Genomic DNA, 17417 nt, shown 5'->3' with positions numbered 1-17417 from the left:
ACACACGCACCCGAATGAGGCCGGTGGGGCTGTCGGCCGCTTCGTTCCTGGTCGTCGCGAGCTTCACGTTGTTCGGGGCGGCGCCTGCCCTGGCCGACGACGGCCCGAGCGTCCCCCCGGGAACCGAGGCGCAGTCGGTCCCACCGGTTCAGGTGGACCCCAATGACCCGGACCTGAAGATGCCCGACGGGGGCACCCTCGGTCCGTCGAAGGTCCTCGACATCGTCCAGGTCGTCGAGGATCTCGGCGGCGAGGAGCGCCGCGAGGACAGCAACGCCGACATCAAGTTCGCGCTCCAGGCGGAAGTCCTCTTCGGCAAGGACAGCGCGAAGCTCTCCTCGGCGGCCAACGCCCGTATCGCCGCCATCGCCGACGAGATCAAGAAGCAGAACGCGACCAAGGTCCGCGTCTTCGGCTTCACCGACAACCTCGGCTCCTCGGCTCACGGCGACGTCCTGTCCAAGCAGCGGGCCGACGCCGTGCACGGGGTCCTGTCGAAGCAGCTCGGCCCCACGGTCACGTACGAGATCCGGGGCTACGGTGAGCAGTACCCGATCGCCAGCAACAGCAACGAAGAGGGCCGGAAGAAGAACCGCCGCGTGGAGGTCTCCTTCCCGCGCGGAGAGGGGTCCTGACCTCCTCTGTCTGCACGGCGGCGGCATCCGTGCCGCCGCCGTGAGCACTCGCAGGCCGGAGAGCCACCTTCCGGGGGCGGGGGCTGTGATCGATCCGCCCCCGCGCCTGGGGGCCGCGCGGATTCACTCGAAGGCGTGAGCTGCACAGATTCCGCTTCCCGAAATTAACGCTTGCATTAACCTCGCAGGTGCGGCTCAATGGGAAGTGATTCTGGTGGCCGAGGTTGCCACGTGGTACGACGCACTGGTCGACGAGGACTGGGACAGTGCCCAACAAGTAGAAGATGCGATCGACGTGCTGGCTGCGGTCGGGCCGACACTCGGACGACCGCTGGTCGATCGGATCAAGGGTGCTGAACAGCACCATATGAAGGAGCTGCGGCCCGGATCGTCCGGGAGCGGGGAGATCCGGATCCTCTTCGCCTTCGACCCGATTCGTCGCGCGGTGCTTCTCGTGGCTGGTGACAAGGCCGGTGACTGGCAAGGCTGGTACAACGCGCATCCCGCTGGCCGAGAGGCGCTATCAAAACCATCTCGCCGAACTCGACTCCAGGGAGTACGAATGAGCAGCGTCAGCTGGGAGGAGACCAAGCGTGCGGCGCGGGAGCGTCGTATCGCGGCGGGTCTGCCCGTGCGTACGGCCGAGGAGAAGCAAGCGGCCATGGACCGGCTGGCTGCCGAGGTGCGGGCGTATCAGCTGGCCGAGGTTCGGCGGGACCAGGCGCTCACGCAGCGTGATGTTGCCGGGGTGATGGGAGTCTCGGCGCCGCGAGTTTCCGCGATCGAGCACGGAGAGGTCGACCGTACCGAGGTGGCGACCCTCCGGTCCTACGTGGAAGCACTCGGCGGCAGGCTCCGGGTCGTCGCCGACTTCGGAGACACCGAATACACCGTGGCGTGATCGAAGAGGGATCTGCCAGCACCTTGAGGCTGCTCTCCTTCTGTGTGTGCCGACGCGGACAAGACCAGAGCCACTGAGCACGCCGCCCATTCCAAGGGAATCATGTGGGTCGCCAAGGTCGTGGCCGGACTGCGTGAGGGCGGTCCGACTCTTGGAAGACCGCTGGCTGACCGGCTGAAGGGTGCGGAGCTGCATCACCTGAAGGGAGCTACGGCCGGGGTCGGCAGGCCGTTCCGAGATCAGGATCATCTTCGCCTTTGATCCGACGCGCTCGGCGCTGCTGCTCGGTTCTCGCGGGTCGGTTCGTGAAGGCGCGGACGGCACTCCGGCGACCTTGGCACCCAGGTACCCGGTTGCTGGATCAGGGTGCCTTGAGGCGATTGCGGAGTTCGGCGACGTACGCGCCGACGTCGCGAACATCGGGAGCGTCGAGGGTCTCGACGGACTGCTCCTCGGCGGCCCCGGAGGCGTGGTGGGTGCGGCAGGGGCGGCAGAGGCCGTCCGGGAGGGCTTCGGGGCGGCCGGGGGCGCCGCAGTCCGCGCACTCGACCAGGAGGCGCCGGGCGGGGGCCTCGGGCCGAGGCGTGTCCTGTTCGGTGGGCAGTTGGGGCGGGATCTTGTCCATGAGCCGGCGGCGGATGAGGGCGACGGGTGAGTCGACGGAGTAGGGAAGCCCGGCGGTCAGGGTGTGGATGAGGTAGTCGGTGCTGACGCCTCGGTCGAGCCATGCGGTGGCGAGGGGTTCGAGTGCGGTGCAGTCGGCGGCGGACAAGGCGACGCGGATGTCCTTGCGGGCGAGCTGGGCGAGCGCGAGGTAGGCGGGGGAGTGGCGGTTGCCCGGCTCCGGAGCCGGGACGTTCGACGGCTGTACGGGGCCGAAGCCGGCGGGAGCACTCGGCGGAGCGGCGACGGGCCTGGGTGCCTGGTCGGGGCAGGGTGCTTGAGCTGCGGCCGGCTCGACGGGCCGGGTGTCCTTCGCGGGTACGGGTGCGGGTGGCGACTGGTCGAGCGGAGGCTCGGAGGCAGGTTCAACAGCAGGCTCATCCGAGGGTTCATCAGCGGGGACCCAGGGCGGCGGCGGGGCGGTGGATCCGCCGGCGGCCGGGTCGCGGGGGAGGCCGTCGAGGCTCTCGCTGCCGTCGAGTTGGCGCATCTCGTCGGCGAGGTAGGCGTTCCACCACTCGTTGTCGCGCGCGGTCCGGGACCAGAAGGTGCGGAAGGCCCAGCGGGTCGTCTCGCCCTGGCCGACGGCGCATCGCACGCGGCGCAGGTGCCCGGCGACGGACAGGGCGGTCAGGGCCGTGCCGACGGCTTGCTGCCCGTAGAGCGGGAGTTGCCTGGCGAGGGTCTTGACGCTCATCGCCGCGCCGTCGGGGAGGCGGTCGACGAACCCGGCGACGTACCGCTCACGCATCGGCAGTAAGGCGAAGTCATCCGGACGTCGCGGCAGTTGGCCGGGCGCGGAGCGTTTGCCGTAGCCGGGTGTCGCCTTCGGGTACGCGGGCGAGGGTGCGGGGGCGCTGAGGGCGGAGCTAAAGTGCTGGGTAGCCAAGGGATCGTTCTTTCTAAGGGGGGCGATCTTGCGGTGAGACCCCGGCCTGGTGCTACCAACACCGTGTCGGGGTCGTTTGGTTCTCGCACCGTAAGCAGTCGCGTCGGCGCGCCGCAAGCTGCCACGATTAGTCATACTTGCTGGCCGTGACGGGGTCGGGAGGGTGGGGAGGTTTTCTCGAACCCCCCTCATTTCCCTACCGGTTACCAAGGAAGCTCGAATCCCGGGTCTCGCGTCCCGGCCCTCGGATCCCGGGTCCCGAGCTTCGGGCGGGGGCCCCGTTCACGTACCCCCGGAAGAGTGAACGCCCCGCCCCGGCGCTCGGGTCTCGGGTGCCGAGCTTCGAGCGCCGGGGGTGTTTTGGCCGGCATGCCTCCTCCAAGGCCCCCGAGGCCGACCAGCTGTTCGCGACGACGAAGCCGGTCGCCGACCGCGGGGCCGCGCTGAAGTCCGACCTGGCCACCACCTGAAGGGTCGAGGCTAATCCCAGTCGTTGAAGGACGACCTTGCCAGAGAATAGATCTCCTGAACTCGCTCCGAGTCTTTCGGGGCGTCCAGCTGGTTGCAGCGCGCCTGAAGAAGCTTCTCCAGGTGTGGCCAGCCGTATCTGGACGAGATGGCGTCCGTCTCCTTGTCGCCACCTGTGATTCGGGCTCCGTACAGCGTTCCTGCGGAAGCACCGACTGCACGAGCGACTCCGCGAGCTCGGTCGGTGTTGCCGCTGGGTTTACGAGTCAGCTCTGCGCGAGTGAGAGTGTTGACTTCATGTGCAACGTGTCGCATTTGTGCGTCGTAAACAACATCGAATGCTTCGCTGTCTCTGGCTATCGCCGCGATGAAGCCGCTGACGTCCGACCGCTCGATATCTAGATCGTTGGGTTTCGTAGAGAACTCAGGGCTAGAAAAATCAACCTGAATGCTCAAAATTTCGTGAATGTCGCTGGAGTAATATGTGAGTGCGTTCGCTAGATTCCCGCGGATCTCGCCAGGGATGGCAGCGACCTTGGGGTCGGCGTACGTCTTGACTACATTCTCGGTGACCGCTGCATGTTCGGAGTCGAGCATGCCGACATTATCGTCTGGCTTCTTCTGGCCCGCCGGGCTCCCGGTCATGGCAACTTCCAGCGCGTCGCCACAATCCTTCAGTGAACCGGTAGAGTTGTGACTCTCGGCCGGCACCAGACTCCAGCAGAGCTTCTCTTCGCGATCTTTTGTCTCCTCTCCGTCACCGCCCAGGAGGAAGAAGGAGATCCCTCCAGCCACAGCCAGGGCGCTGACAGCGGAAATGATGACGAAGAGGCGCCGGGTTGTCCGGTTGTGATTCCTAGAGTTTTTCATTACCCCTGCTCCCCAGTGGATCCGTCGGCAGAATCGAGCCCGTCACCGTACGCACCCCTGGCGGTGCCAGTCAATTCAGATACGCGACTCCCCTTTTCCATAACCTGTTCCGGTGGTATGCCCACCTCTGAAATATGACGACTGAGCATTCTGTTGAGTCGCGGATATCCGTTCTCGTCGTAATATTTAATTAGCTCTTCCCGGGCTCTGCCGGTCGCAGCATTATTGAGTTCCTCGGCCTCCTTTCCTGTGCCGATGTCAATCATGCGTTGTATTCCGTCACCGAAGAACGGTAGGCCAGTCACCGGTGCACCAAAAAGATGGTACTGGTAAGCCTTGTTCCAATTATTCTGAGAGATTTCTGCGTCCCTGTTGTCGGTCAGGACGTCGGCACGGATTTGGTCCAGTGTGCCCATGACGTATCCAGACTCCCGCATGACACCCATGGCGGTGTCCGCCTGTTCGGCACCAGGCCTGATCGTCAGATCGCCCTTCGAGAGACCGTCTATTTCCTGCGCAATGACGCCGACTTGCGAGTCGTGGATCGTTCGATATGCGCCACCATCCGCAGATGCTTCGCGAAGGAATCGCGTGAGCTCGCCATTACTCACATTTAGGTCATTCGGTTTCGTTGAATATTCAGGGCTGGAGAAATCGGCGTTCTTTCCGAGGATCTGATGGATGTCATCCGGGTAGTGGGCGACGATATTTCCCATATTCTGCCGCATGTTTTCAGGGATTACTGAACCATGCCTCTCTGAGGTTGCCGATTCCGCGTAGGACCTGATTATCTCCTCGAAGACGCGAGATTGCGCTGCAGAGTGCCTTTCGTAGCCCTCGGGTACGTCTGCGGTACCCGGTGGGCGGCCGGTCGCCGCCGCCTCGAGCGCGAGTCCGAACCCGATTCCACTGTCAGCATCCTGTGCGTCCGGAACGCTCAACGAGACCTGGTCTTTGTGGGTCAACACGATGTCGCCGACGACCTCCCAATCCCTTTCGTTTTGAAGGTAATTAAGGCGGTCGCTCCCGTGCTGCACTACTGCACCATCTCCAGAGCCTGAGTTGTCACTGAACTGGAATCCCTTCGGGTCGAAGTAGGCGGTGGCCGTGTCGGGATCTTTGCTCATCAAGCCGAGCACGCCGTCCATGGGGTCGTTGGCAAACCAGCCCCCGCCATTCTTCTTGTTCCTTCCGTCGTACTCGGCCCCGATGTCCCAGATATCTGGATTGCCCTTCTGTTTGGGGTCCTCCGCTCGCCGGATATCATCTGCCAGGTCGTGCAGGAATGTTCCGCTGTAGTCGCCCCCTTGCTGCATCATGGTGACGAGGCTTTGGTACCCGTGGGCTTTATCGTCGGAGCGTTGAAGTTCGGTGAGCTCAGTTACTGCCTTGGTGTCATATTCTTTCGTTCCGACCTCTTTCATGCCGTTAAGCCAATTGTTGTAGAATTTCGCGTCCCCAGTCGTCCTCCAGTTCTTGACCGCCTCGGCGTATGGCCTGGAGCCGATGGCCAGGGTTTCCTGCTTCGATCCGGGCGGAAGAGGTTTGCCGTCTGCCCCGAAATCCGGAACCCGAGTGGCGACGGCCAGCGATGTGGACAAGCCCTTTTGAAGGGTCAGATAGTTCTTCTTTCGGTCCTTGTCGTCGAAATAGGCAAGATCGTTGAGCTTGTTTGTGAACTTGATAGTTCCGTCAGGGCCCAGGCTATTGAGAAGCGTTTGGCTGTAGACCTTGTTTCCGGAGTTGTCGCGCAATGACCGCTCCGCTTCCTTGAGGTCTTGGGCAGTTGCTGTCCCTGAATTGATCCGTGTGGAAATCTCCGCCATCTGGTCGGCTTCGTATTTCTCGATGTCGCTCTTGGCCTTCGCGTTAAAGCCATTCATCGTCCCGTCAAGCACGTCGGTGTCGACGACGACTGCGTTGAGCGCGATCTTGACACCGGCGTCGGCGTCTGTGACTGCTTTGACAGCGCGATCAATCGCCTGCTCCCACTTGGCTGCCTCGGCTCGGCCGGACTCTTGGTAGCTCGGGTCGTGCTGGTAAGCACTGCGGTTGCTCGGGCTTAGCTTCTCGGTGTCGAAGAAGACGGCCCCTTGGGCCGAGACCTTCATGCCGGCCTCGATGGCATCGGCTCGTGCGGCTTGCACTTTGCCTCGAAGGTCCACGAACTGGGAGTATGCGTCGCGCACCAGTGCGGCGATCGCTTTTGCTTCCGTCTGAGCTGCCTGAAGTTCCCGTAGCGTCACCTTGAAGTGTTCATTGGCGGCTGTCGCACTGAGGCCCACCCATGAACCGTCCACAGTCACTCCGTGAATATTCTTTCTGTACTGATCTTCAAGCTTCTTGAACTTACCTGCCATCGCCTCCCACTCGTCGGCAGCAGCAGTGAGCTTGGACAGGTCTGTTTGCATGACTTCGTAGTAAGTAGGCACAGTTCCCCCCTCGGAAGCAGTCAGAGACTGTCGATATTGGACTTCGGTCGCATGCCTGCGGCGATACCGATGTCGTCGTTCCGCAGATCGATTGACGTCTTCAGCAACCCGTTCGCCTCGTAGAGCAGACGGCCCCTCAGTGCCGTGACCTGTTTCTTCCACGTGGCATGTGCTTTCTTCAGACCGGCAGCGGTGTCCCAGCCGTCACCGTCTCTGGGGCCGAACTCCTTCACCGCTGTTTTTGTGCTCTCTTCGGCGTCGTTTCCATGGTCTTTGACATAGGGCTCCAGATGTTTGTTGATCGCTTCGCTCGCTGCCTTATTTCGAGCGGGGCTTGTGACCTGATCGGGTGAACTGCCCCCTCCGCCACCAGGGGCGAGCTGATTCAGCTGCGTCGACGCGGGCTCACGCTCACGCACTGCGGCCTTTATCTCCTGCCATTCCTGGTCCCAAGCCATTTCATGCCCTCCCGTTGTGGTTGTGGTCTGTGCTGTGTGGCGGTCGGAGATCGACGCCCTGATGCGGCGTGAAGGCCGGCGGCTGTCCCCCGTACGGTGTCGGGGGCATGGCCGAAGAGGGCCCTGCGCGGCCACGGCGGTTACGGACCACCAGAACAGCGACGGCCGCGCTGAGCAGAACGGCGGTGCCGATGCCGCCGGCGATCCAAGCGGTCGGCGCGTTGCTGTCGTCGTTGGACGCGGTCGCCGCGGCCGTCGGCTGGGCAGCGCCCTGCGCAGGCTTGGAGGGCTCCAGGGATGGGGGCTTGGCGTCCTCGTAGGTGAAGTCGGGGAGCGGGTATTCGTCAGCCGGGCCCGGATCGCCCGGGTCTGTGAGCGCGATCCGGGGGCGTACAACGCCGTAGCCGATGACGTCGTCGCGGCTCAGCCCCTTCTCATTGCCGCTGGCCGTCTGCATCAGGACGCGCAGGACCTGGTTGTTGGTCCAGTCCGGGTGCTGGGACCAGAGGAGGGCGGCGGAGGCGGACGCGAGAGCGGAGGCGCCGCTTGTGCCGGTTCCGTCACAGAGCTCTGTCCCGCCTGCGCAGGCGCTGACCATGTCCTTGCCGGGGGCGGCGATGTCGACCTGGGAGCCCCACTGAGAGTCCTTGACCGGTTTGGCGTTCCGGTCCACGCCGGCCACGCCGACGACACCCGGAGTCGCGGCTGGGTACTCCTTCTCATTCTTGACGTCGCCGCTGTTGCCGGCCGCCGCGAAGATCAACTTACCCTTCTCCAGAGCGTGCTTCACGGCAGTGTTCAACTCCGGATAGTCCGCGTCCCAGCCCCCCATGGAGATGTTGATGACCTTCGCGTCGGAGTCAGCAGCGAAACGGATGGCCAGGGCCATGTCCGCTGCGTACTTCTTCGCCTGGCTCTTGGTCCACAGCGCCCCCTGCTTCCCGTACGGCATCTTGACGGGAAGGATCTTCGTGCCAGGAGCCAGACCATAAGAGCCGCTGTCCTTGCCACGCGCTCCAGTTGCTGCGATGAGGGCAGCCGTGCCGGTGCCGTGTCCTGCTTGGTCCGTGTGCTCGTCGCCTTCCTCGCCGGAATAGTCGACGCCGTCCAGGACCTGACCGCGCAGGTCAGCCACGCTCTTGTCGACGCCGGAGTCGATCACCGCGACCGTAATGCCCTCTCCAGTGCTCGTCTTCCACATCTCCTCGGCATGCATCGCGTCGAGATGCCACTGCTGTTCCCGGACGGTTTCGGCGTGTGCGGGGACCGTCGCGACACCCGCCAGCGCCAGGCCCATGCCGACCGTCAGAGCGTGGCGGAGCCGGGCGGACTGCCTTTTGGTATGCATCTCGTACCTCTTACGGATTCGGTGCAGGATGTCACTCGACGACCGGGGGAACGACACGGCGTCCGTTCTGCTTCCAGACGTCCTCGTCCTCGGCGAGATAGTCGGGCCGAGCTCCGCCCTGCCTGTCACGTCGGCGGGCCGACGAATTGGAGGCCGGAGTCGTCGCCGTTCCTCCCCTCCCCACCGCAGCACCCGAAGTGTTCTGTCGAGGAGAGGACCCGGGCAGGGGACCGGAACCTCTCGGCGTGAGCGGGTTCGACCCAGGCCGACCAGCCCGCTGGTGGCTCCCTCCGACGATTCCGCCCGTTTCGGAGGCGAAGCCACGGCTGCGACCAGGTACACCTGGCCGCGTGGTGCCGTTCCCTGCCCCCATCGCGGGGTTGTGTCCCATCGGGCCCCGAGCGGCCGGAGTCCCCTCCCCGCCGAAGGCCAGACCGCGTGGAATGGCCTGCCCCGGGCCGGTCGTGCTCGGCGGCACCGGGCGCCCGCCGATGATTCCGTTGTCTCGCGGCAGGCGCGCCGGACCACCAGGGCCCACCGGCCCTTGCGTGGGCAGGGACGGCGGCCGTGCACCGGTCTGGCCGGGGTGGCCTGTCACGGGAGGCGTGGCCGGCGCGGAAGGCTTGACAGCGCCCATGCCCAGCACAGGAGGCACGGGCGCGGGCGGCATACCTCGGGGATCAGAGGTGCCGGCCGGCGGCAGGCTTGCCGGGGGCGTGGCCGGAGACGGCGGTGTGGCCGGAGGCAAGGTCGTGAGGCTGTCGATCTCCGTACGCGTCGGAGGCTCTACCAGCGAGTGCTGTTCCGGGGATAGGCCCAAATTGGGCCGTGGCGCACCGGCCACCCTGTCGGGGTGCACAGGAACCGTGTCGGGGCGCACGGGACTGGTCGGGGCAGTCACGGGTTCCGCACCGGCCACCGCCCTTGCGGATGCTGCTGGTCCCTCACCCGGAACCGATCTGTACGAAACTTCGCGCCGCCACCCGTCCATGTACATCGCCGGCGGTGGAAACGTCGGCGGGGTCGCCGCGTTCACCTGCTGCGCACTGAACTCGTATGTCTGCGCCAGCTTCCGCAATCGCAGCGCCGCCTCGCCCCGTGCCGCGTCGATCCGGGCCTCCGCCGACGCCGCGTCCGCCTGCGCGGAACGCGCCAGTCCTCGTGTGTCCGGGTCGTTGCGGTTGGCCGGGTCGATCGCCACGTTGTACGCGGCCTTCGCCCTCACCAGCGCGTTCTGGGCCCGCGTCGTCTCCGACACCGGCGGCATCGCCGCTTTCGCCTCGCTGATGGCCTCCGCGACCAACTCCATCCACCGCGAAGCGCCCTTGCTGTACTCCCCGAGCCGCAACGTCGCGGCGGCCGTCTGCCCGCCCCAGGAGCGGAACGCGTCACCGCCCTCACCGTGCCACGGCAGACCCGACACGTACTCCCTCAGGTCTTCGCCGATCTTCGTGATGGTGGAGGACGCCTGGGCCAGCTTCGTCGACAGGATCGACGCACCCGACGGGCTCGCCGACGCGATCAGTGAGACCAGCTGCTGGTGCGTCATCGACTCGAAGTCCGTACGCCGCGGTTGCGGCCTCTTGCCACCGGTCCCCTCGGCCATCAGAAGCCCGCCTCCTTGTCCGCCTTCTTCCCCTTCGGCGCGGCCTCCACGAACGGGTCCCGTTCCCGGTCGTAGAGCGACTCGACTTCCGCATTGATCGCCTTCATGCGGTCGCGGATGTCCTGGTCGACGTTGTCGTAACCCACGCGGGACGAATGGACCGCCAGGCCCATGCCCTCGATCTGCGCGCCCAGCGCCTTCGACAGCTTCTCCAGCTCGTCGTGGACGACCGTGTACGACTCGTACAGGAACTGCGCCTCACCGAACTCCGCGGCACCCAGCTGCGCGCGGGACAAACGGCCGCCGCCCATCCGGGTCGGAGCGGCCTCCGAGCCGTCGAGTGCGATCAACAGATCGTCGACCCTCTTCTTGAAGGTCTTCATCTTCTGGGCCTCGATCACCAAGGCCTGCTGCGGGTTCACCGCGTACAAGCTGTCGAACGACTTCCCCGCCTCCGACGCCGCCGGCCCGTCTCCCCCGTGCGCCACAGCACACCTCCCCGTACAGCCAATGCCCCTGCGGCCATTCTAGGACGAGGGGCGGAGGCGATTCACAGGAGCAACGTAGCCAGAATGCAGGCACATTGAGCCAGTTTGCCCAGGGAGGAGCCCGTCCGGCCTGTCGCTTCTGCCAGCAGCAGGGATGGGGAGTTTCGCTGCCGCGACCAGGGAAGGCGGCCGGGCACGCTGACGTGCAGTCACGGGAGTGCAGAACCTCTGGACGTGGACAGCGGATGGTCACGCTGCGGGGCGGGAACGGTTTGAGGCCCTCGTCAGGGCCGGAATCCGGCCACATCCTCGCCGTGGCCGTCACCCGAACGGTGGACCGTCGTTTGTGTTGTGGGCCGGAATCCGGACTGCCCGGCGTAGGAGACTGTGACACGCCGCGCGCCGCTGACGTACGCACAGAACAGGTGGGTGCCGTGGTGCGCATACGAATAGTCGTCGAGGAAGGTGTGATGGGTGTGGAGGCCCACGCGACGAACGAACGCGTGACGGGACGCAAGTGGACGGTGCGGCTGGACCCCGTCGGCCGTGGGCGTGCGGACGTGCGGGTCTCGTGCAGCCGCCCGGCCTGCGCCGCGCAGGTGCTGCCCTCCGCCGCTGCCGGCCGTACGGCGGCGATCGCGCACCTCAAGGCTCACCTGCGGGCCGGTCCGGCCCCCCGCCCCTCCGTGTACTGCGCCTGTCGGGCCGAGGAGTGCCATACGCACATCCGGCCCGCCGGACCGCGAGAGCGGCCCATGCCCTGGCGGTGCGGGGGAGCGGTCGTCCTGGCCGTCGTCACGGACCGGGAAGGGCGCTGGTGGCAGGTCATGGAGTGCTGCTCGCGCTGCGCCGCCGCCCACCCCACCGCGAAGGTCGTCGCCACCGCACCGGCCTCCGAAGGGCCGGCGCGGGCCGACCAGCTCCGGGCCGACGGGCTCCGGGCCGACGCCGCAGCCCCCGGGGCCCCCGCAGCCCCCGGGGCCCCCACGCCGGCCATGTCCGCGATCGGCCCGTACTTCTCGCACGGCGCCCCCGGGACCGCCGTCCCGCAGCAGTCGTCGGCGCCCCGGTCCGATCCCCGGTCCGACCCCAGGGCGGCTCCCCGGTCCGCGCGGCCCATGCGCAGGCGCCCCCCGCGCGGGAGGATCGCGCAGCGCCTCGTCCCGCACGACCTGCGGCCCGTCACGCTGCGGGACGAACTCACCGAGCTCGGCGAGCTCTTCCGCGCCTACCAGGCACGCACCGAACCCGACCTGGAGATGCTCGCCGATCTCCACGCCCGTAAGGCGGAGGCCTTCCACGCCTGGGCCGAGGTCACCGCCGACACCGGGCTGCGCCTCGACGCCCAGCGGGCCGAACAGGCCGCCGCCACCGCCCGCCTCCAGCATCTGCACCGCATCGGCCAGGCCCCGGACGGCGAAGGGCCCGCCGTGGCGCGGCTGCTGACCGCCCCCGCGCAGTGGAACCACGCCCGAGCCGTCCTCGCCCACGTGGCCGAGAACGCCCCCCTGCCCGGAGCCGAGGCGCGGCTGCTGGTGGTGATGGTGACGCTGCGCACCGCCCAGTCCGGGGTCGGCAACCTCGTCGGGCAGGACATCAAGGGGCTGCCCCTCCAGGACCCCGAGCATCTGGTGGGGCAGTTGGTGGAGTCGGGCTGGCTCGGCATCTCCGGGACCGTCGAGGAACTGATCGCCTCCCGCCCGGAGAACCCCACCCGGATCACCGTGCCGTCCCTGACACCCGACGAGGACGACCCGGGCCCGTTCACGTTCGGCAGGAAGCTGCGCCCCAAGCTCAGCGGATGGGCCCAGCGGGTCGTCGGGGAGAAGAAGCTCCGCAAGGGCAAGACCGAGGCCGACGTACGGCTCCTGGCCCTGGCCCTGGCCACCGGCTCCGACGGAGAGGGACGCCTGGGACCCGGGGGGCAGGGCATCGCCCTGGACACCTTGTCCTCCTGGTGCTCCGTCGACCCCGGCGACCTGTCGCGGCTCGTGGACCGGCTGGCCGAGTTGGACTGGCTGGCGGAGGCCGACGTCACCGACACCCACCTCACCGGCAGGCTCACCGAACGCGTCCTCCCGCTCGGGTGCCCGCTGACCTGAGAAGCGGAACGCATCCCCGGAGCCTCGGGCCTCAGGACACCCCGAGCTGATCCGCCAGATCCGCCAGGTCCTTCGCGTACAGGTCGAAGCGGTCCGAGGACGTGGGCGGGTCGCCGACCGGGCGGGCCACATACGCCGTGCGCAGGCCCAGCGCCTGTGCGCCGCGCAGGTCCCAGGCGTGGGCGGCGACCATCAGCAGGCGCTCCGGTGGCAGCCCGGCGACGGTGACGGCCAGTCGGTAGACCGCCGGATCCGGCTTGTAGGTACGGGCGTCCTCCGCGGACAGGGCCTGGTGCCAGCGCAGCCCGGCGTGGGCGTTCAGCTCCAGCAGTGCCGTCCGGCTCGCGTTGGACAGGCCGATCAGCGGGAAGTGCTCGGCGAGGCGGGCGAGTCCCGCCACGGTGTCGGGCCACGGCGGCAGGCGGCGGGCCGCCCGGGCCAACGACTCCACGGCGTCCGGGTCCTCCGCTCCGGCCGCCCGCGCGACGACCTCGGCGGCCTCCCGGTCCAGGGTGTCGCTCGGGAGGTAGGGCCGGTCGCCGTCGACGATGCGGCGCTGCTCGCGCTCGATGTGCCGCTGCCACAGCAGCAGAAGCCGTTCGGTCCCGGGGCCGTCGAGGGCCGCGGAGGGGTCCAGCGAGCGGATGCCCGTGCGCAGTCCGGCCGGTTCGTCGACGAGCGTGCCCAGCACATCGAACACGACGGCGTCGATCGTCAGCTCTGCCATGGCGAGGTCTCCTCCAGAAGGTGGCCCAGAAGGTGGTCTGGCAGAGGGAACAACGTCCCAAGCGCCCCTCTCCATGCCCTACTTCACCGTGATCGACCCCACGAACGCGTCCAGGTCCTCCGCGTCCACCGCGTCCTTCACCGCGTTCAGACGCACCACGAACGGGACGCCCTTCGAGTCCACGCCCGCGACCAGGACCCCGGTCATCGGTGTCCCCCTGTTCGGGGTGTCCTCCTGGCCGTCCGCCGTGAAGTCGTAGTCGATCCGGCGGGCTTCGCGGGCCTCGGGGGCGTCGTCCGGGCCCGCCAGGCGGACGTCCTCCGTCGCCTTGCGGGTGGAGTTGAGGCCGATGCCCGCGCCCGCCGCTGCCGCCGCCCCGGCCGCGTCGTGGACGCCCGTGGCGAAGTTCAGCTGGACCGAGACCATGCCGGTCCGGATGCCGTTCTCCTCCTTGAGCGCGACGGCCGCGTTGGCCTTGGCCCGTTCGGCCGCGGGCTGTTCCGCGTACCCCTCGTTCTTCGGGTAGCCGACGCTCAGGCTGTCGGTCTTCAACGTGCCCCAGCCCTCCGGTACGGAGGCCGTGCCCCCGTCGCCGCCGCAGCCGGCCAGCAGCACGGCCGCCGCCACGACGGCCGCCGCCGTGACCGCCGCGGTGGCTGTCCGCCGCCGCAGAGGCCTCCGCACGGTCCGCGTCCCGGCACTCATCGTCGTACTCATCGACTCCGTCACCACCCGTTCAGTTCGCGCAGTAGCTGTACGGAAGATACGTGCGCGCGTCGCCCCGCGGGGCCCCGAGGAACTGTGCGTCCGTCAGTGTCTCCTTCTTCTCCTCCGTGGAGAGGGAGAACCCGAGGCTCATCCCGAGGGAGATCTCGAAGCCGAACTCCTGGGCGTCGCTCTCGCCCGTGTACCGCAGGGTGCTGGACAGCCCGTCCTCGAACATCAGCTGCTCGAACGGGTCGTTGCCGGCCGGGCGGTTCTCCATGCCGTGGTCGCCGAAGAGGTATTCGAAGGGGGCCGTGTTGTTGCCGGAGCCGTCCAGCCACTGTTCCGCGATGGCCCGCTTGGCCTCGGTCGCCGCGTCCGTGTCCTTGCCGAAGACGATCGAGTTCGTCACCACGTCGATGCCGGTCTCGCCCGAGGAGTCCGTCGCGCTGCCCTTGCCGCCGCGCTTGTCCTGGCCGCTCTCGCCGTTGTCGCCGCCGACCTCGACCTTGCCGGACGTCGAGCCGCTCTCCACGGTCTGCGTCATGTCGATGCGCACGATCTTCCCGGTCTTCTGGTCGCGGGTGACGGTGATCGCGCCGGTACGGTTCTGCTTGCCGCCCACCGTGCCCTTGACCGGGCCCACGTTTCCGCCGACCTTGCCCTCCAGTTCGAGCTTCGCGGTGTACGTGTACGACTCGTTGCCGTTCACGTCGTCCTTGGTGATCGTCACCTCGGGCGAGAACTTCGCCTTGCCGCCGAGTTTCGCGCCCAGTTCGCCCTCGTCGCCGCCCTTGATGGAGAGGCCGCCGTCCGCGTAGGCGTTGAGGCCGACGGTCGAGTAGGAGATCTTCTTGTCGCCGATCTTCTTCTCGATGTCCTCCTTCTTCTCCGCCCACTTCATCGCGGAGTACCAGCCGCCGCCGTAGCCGCCGCTGTGCTTGGTGGAGGTCTCCCACATCTTCATTTCCTCGATGTCGTCCCGCATCTGCTGAGCCTCCTCCTCGCTCGCGAAGATCCAGGTGTCACCGTTGGTGATCTTGATGCCGCCGCCGATGTCGACATCCGCCTTGCCCAGGCTGCCGAGCTTGACGCCCGGCGTGCTGGCGGTGGCCCCGGCAGAGGCGGCGTCGGTGAACGTCATCGAGACGACCTTGTCGTTGCCGTCGACCTTCCCGTCACCGTTCACATCGGTGCTCGCCTGGGAGACCTTCTGCTGGAAGCCGTACTCCTCGCCCCACTCGAACCAGCCGATCTTGACCTTGCCGCCCGCCGTGTCCGAGATGCTGGAGACCTGGCACATCTTGGGCTCGTAGTCCGCGTCCGTCTTCGGCTTCGCCTCGGGGTCCTGGCCGCCGGACGAGCAGGAGCCCCCGCCACCGGCCATCGAGCTGATCGCACACCGCAGCCGGTCCCCGATCTTGCCGCCGACCCCGGCCATCGCCATCGCGCCGATCAGCATCGTGACGAGGACGACGAGACCCAGGTACTCCGTCGCCGTCGCGCCGCCGTCCCGCCAGTTGTACGAGTACCGGGGCGGCTCCGGCGTCCGCGTGGCGCGCTCCTCCAGCAGCCGGTCGACGGCCACCCCCGACGCCGCGCCCGCCGCCAGCGACACGGCCGGCATGAGCACGCCCTCGATCCCGACGACGTCCCCCGCGACGGCGAAGCCGTACAGCAGTCCGGCCAGCGGTACGGTCAGGGCCGCGAGCAGATACACCGTGCGGGAGGACTCGCGGTGCTCCTCGGGGAGGACGCGCGTCGCCGCGAGCACCGTCAGCAGCGTCACGACGAGGGCGGGCAGGTGGAGCAGGGCCAGCCGCCAGCCGAACGTCTCCAGCCGCGCCTCGGTGGCCAGCAGATCGACCAGGACCCGGCTCATGACGAACCCGAGGGCGAGGTAGACCAGGCCGCCGACCACCCAGCTCCGGGTCAACGCGAAGAAACGGCTGCCCTGTTGGGACTGGTACGGGACGCCGGAACCGGCGATGCCGTGGCGTCCCAGCGGTAGGTGCCCCGCGCTCCGGTCTCCCCGGGCCCGGCCCCGGCCTCCGCCCCCGTCACCGCTCACGGTGCACCCTCTCCTCGACCCGCGCGTGTTGCCGACGGCCGAGAGCGTACGGCCGAAAAGCCGCCACGGCCCGGGTCCCCGGTCCCAAAAACGGGCCCAAGTCCGGGGTGTGCCGCGCGCGTTGTGGCGGGCCCCGGTGGCCGTTCCGCTTGGGGCCGACCGTGGGTCCGTGGGCCCACGCAGCCCCAACCGTCGCTCAGTACGCTCGGGAGTGCCCGGGGTCGCCGACCACGACGCCGAGCGAGGGCGACAGCGATCGCGAAGACGAGAGCGATGGGGGTGGGCGTCGATGGGTGCCGGATTCTTCTACTCGTACCACCTCGGCTGGACCCGCCTCGACGCCCGTACGTTGCTGGGCGACCTGGAGGCCGAGGGGCTCCGTCCGGTGCACCCGGTGACCGGCCGCACCGTGCTCGTCAGCCTCGACTCCGCGTCCCTCGGGGCCCGTTCGCCCGTCACCCGCGAGCAGCTGCTGTCCCTCGCCGGGCTCCAGCGGCTGCACGAGGTCGGATTCCGGTTGTGGACGGACGGGGGCCTCGACCTCATGGTGCGCATCCGGCGGGCCCGGGCCGGTGTCGTCGCCGTCGAGTTCTCCGTCGGCGAGCTGCCGGAGCCGGAGCGGGAGCACGCGGTGGGCGCCATCCGGCGGACCGTCGGACGGGCCTCGGTGCTGTGCATCGGCTTCGTCGTCGACCGGGCCGGCACGACGGCCGCCACCGACTGGGACGGCGTCGTCATCGAGGGCGCCGCGCACCTCGACGCCTGGCCGGACACGGTCGCCGTACGCGACGAGACGGCGGCCCGGCACCCGCAGCTGGCGGTGATGGACGCGGTGGAGATGTCGCCGTGGAAGGTGTTCGGGAACGAGGTGCTCGGCGGGGTCTGACCCGGGCGGCCCCGACCGGTACGGGGGGCCGGGGCCGCCCGGGGCTCCTGCTCGCCGTGGCACGGCCCGCCCGGACCCCTGCCGGCCGCGGGCCGCCCGGGCCGGCAGGGGCGAGGAGTGCCCGCCCGGATCGGCAGGGGCCCGGGTGGCCGCGCCGGCTGGCCGCCG

At 67.9% G+C, this 17417-nt stretch carries 14 protein-coding genes and 2 pseudogenes; 7 read left to right on the top strand and 9 right to left on the bottom strand.

Annotation, left to right across the window (positions count from 1 at the left end; genetic code table 11):
* The first annotated feature begins 14 nt into the window (after window positions 1-14).
* The 4 genes and pseudogenes from A3Q37_RS23195 to A3Q37_RS37955 all read left to right on the top strand — a co-directional run.
* Window positions 15-635 (top strand): OmpA family protein, encoded by a 621-nt coding sequence (locus A3Q37_RS23195; RefSeq protein WP_255311916.1) that lies wholly within the window; start codon window positions 15-17, stop codon window positions 633-635.
* Window positions 636-840: 205 nt separating this feature from the next.
* A pseudogene (locus A3Q37_RS35925) lies at window positions 841-1201 on the top strand (type II toxin-antitoxin system RelE/ParE family toxin).
* On the top strand, window positions 1198-1536 hold the full coding sequence (locus A3Q37_RS23190) for an XRE family transcriptional regulator (RefSeq protein WP_065487557.1): 339 nt from the start codon (window positions 1198-1200) through the stop codon (window positions 1534-1536). Before A3Q37_RS35925 ends, A3Q37_RS23190 begins: the two are co-directional and overlap by 4 nt.
* Window positions 1537-1638: 102 nt before the next feature.
* A pseudogene (locus A3Q37_RS37955) lies at window positions 1639-1822 on the top strand (type II toxin-antitoxin system RelE/ParE family toxin); the annotation flags it as partial.
* Window positions 1823-1897: 75 nt separating this feature from the next.
* Here the strand turns inward: A3Q37_RS37955 and A3Q37_RS23185 are convergent.
* Window positions 1898-3088: a hypothetical protein gene (locus A3Q37_RS23185; RefSeq protein ID WP_065487556.1), complete on the bottom strand. Its 1191-nt coding sequence runs from the start codon at window positions 3086-3088 to the stop codon at window positions 1898-1900.
* A 332-nt stretch (window positions 3089-3420) separates the two neighbouring features.
* On the opposite strand from A3Q37_RS23185, the gene A3Q37_RS37320 reads away from it, so the two are divergent.
* Window positions 3421-3558 (top strand): hypothetical protein, encoded by a 138-nt coding sequence (locus tag A3Q37_RS37320; protein WP_176711488.1) that lies wholly within the window; start codon window positions 3421-3423, stop codon window positions 3556-3558.
* 10 nt (window positions 3559-3568) lie between these two features.
* On the opposite strand, the gene A3Q37_RS36875 is transcribed toward A3Q37_RS37320, so the two are convergent.
* The 5 genes from A3Q37_RS36875 to A3Q37_RS23165 form a co-directional block, all read right to left on the bottom strand.
* Window positions 3569-4426, bottom strand: coding sequence for a hypothetical protein (locus A3Q37_RS36875; RefSeq protein ID WP_141693602.1), 858 nt, complete (start codon window positions 4424-4426; stop codon window positions 3569-3571).
* Window positions 4426-6837, bottom strand: coding sequence for a DUF6571 family protein (locus A3Q37_RS23180; RefSeq protein ID WP_141693601.1), 2412 nt, complete (start codon window positions 6835-6837; stop codon window positions 4426-4428). Before A3Q37_RS23180 ends, A3Q37_RS36875 begins: the two co-directional genes overlap by 1 nt.
* Window positions 6838-6878: 41 nt before the next feature.
* On the bottom strand, window positions 6879-7316 hold the full coding sequence (locus A3Q37_RS23175) for a hypothetical protein (RefSeq protein ID WP_065487554.1): 438 nt from the start codon (window positions 7314-7316) through the stop codon (window positions 6879-6881).
* Window position 7317: 1 nt separating this feature from the next.
* Window positions 7318-8613, bottom strand: coding sequence for a type VII secretion-associated serine protease mycosin (gene mycP, locus A3Q37_RS23170; RefSeq protein ID WP_255311913.1), 1296 nt, complete (start codon window positions 8611-8613; stop codon window positions 7318-7320).
* Window positions 8614-10269: 1656 nt separating this feature from the next.
* Complete coding sequence (locus A3Q37_RS23165; RefSeq protein WP_065487552.1) at window positions 10270-10758, bottom strand: hypothetical protein; 489 nt, start codon at window positions 10756-10758, stop codon at window positions 10270-10272.
* Window positions 10759-11228: 470 nt separating this feature from the next.
* On the opposite strand from A3Q37_RS23165, the gene A3Q37_RS23160 reads away from it, so the two are divergent.
* Window positions 11229-12860: a hypothetical protein gene (locus A3Q37_RS23160; RefSeq protein WP_065487551.1), complete on the top strand. Its 1632-nt coding sequence runs from the start codon at window positions 11229-11231 to the stop codon at window positions 12858-12860.
* Between the two features lie 31 nt (window positions 12861-12891).
* Here the strand turns inward: A3Q37_RS23160 and A3Q37_RS23155 are convergent, their stop codons facing one another.
* The 3 genes from A3Q37_RS23155 to A3Q37_RS23145 all read right to left on the bottom strand — a co-directional run bounded on the left by A3Q37_RS23155 (window position 12892) and on the right by A3Q37_RS23145 (window position 16363).
* Window positions 12892-13587, bottom strand: a complete 696-nt coding sequence (locus A3Q37_RS23155; RefSeq protein ID WP_065487550.1) for a haloacid dehalogenase type II — start codon at window positions 13585-13587, stop codon at window positions 12892-12894.
* A 78-nt stretch (window positions 13588-13665) separates the two neighbouring features.
* On the bottom strand, window positions 13666-14292 hold the full coding sequence (locus A3Q37_RS23150) for a hypothetical protein (protein ID WP_255311912.1): 627 nt from the start codon (window positions 14290-14292) through the stop codon (window positions 13666-13668).
* Window positions 14293-14323: 31 nt separating this feature from the next.
* Entirely contained in the window at window positions 14324-16363 is a 2040-nt protein-coding gene (locus A3Q37_RS23145; RefSeq protein ID WP_065487549.1) for a hypothetical protein, read from the bottom strand.
* A gap of 289 nt (window positions 16364-16652) precedes the next feature.
* Here A3Q37_RS23145 and A3Q37_RS23140 point away from each other — a divergent pair, with 289 nt between their 5' ends.
* Window positions 16653-17249 (top strand): hypothetical protein, encoded by a 597-nt coding sequence (locus A3Q37_RS23140; protein ID WP_065487548.1) that lies wholly within the window; start codon window positions 16653-16655, stop codon window positions 17247-17249.
* The last annotated feature ends 168 nt before the right edge of the window (window positions 17250-17417 follow it).

The organism is Streptomyces sp. PTY087I2, from assembly GCF_001687325.1.
Lineage (GTDB): Bacteria > Actinomycetota > Actinomycetes > Streptomycetales > Streptomycetaceae > Streptomyces.
Note: the sequence above shows the minus strand (reverse complement) of the source record. Positions and strands in the feature narration are given on the sequence as shown.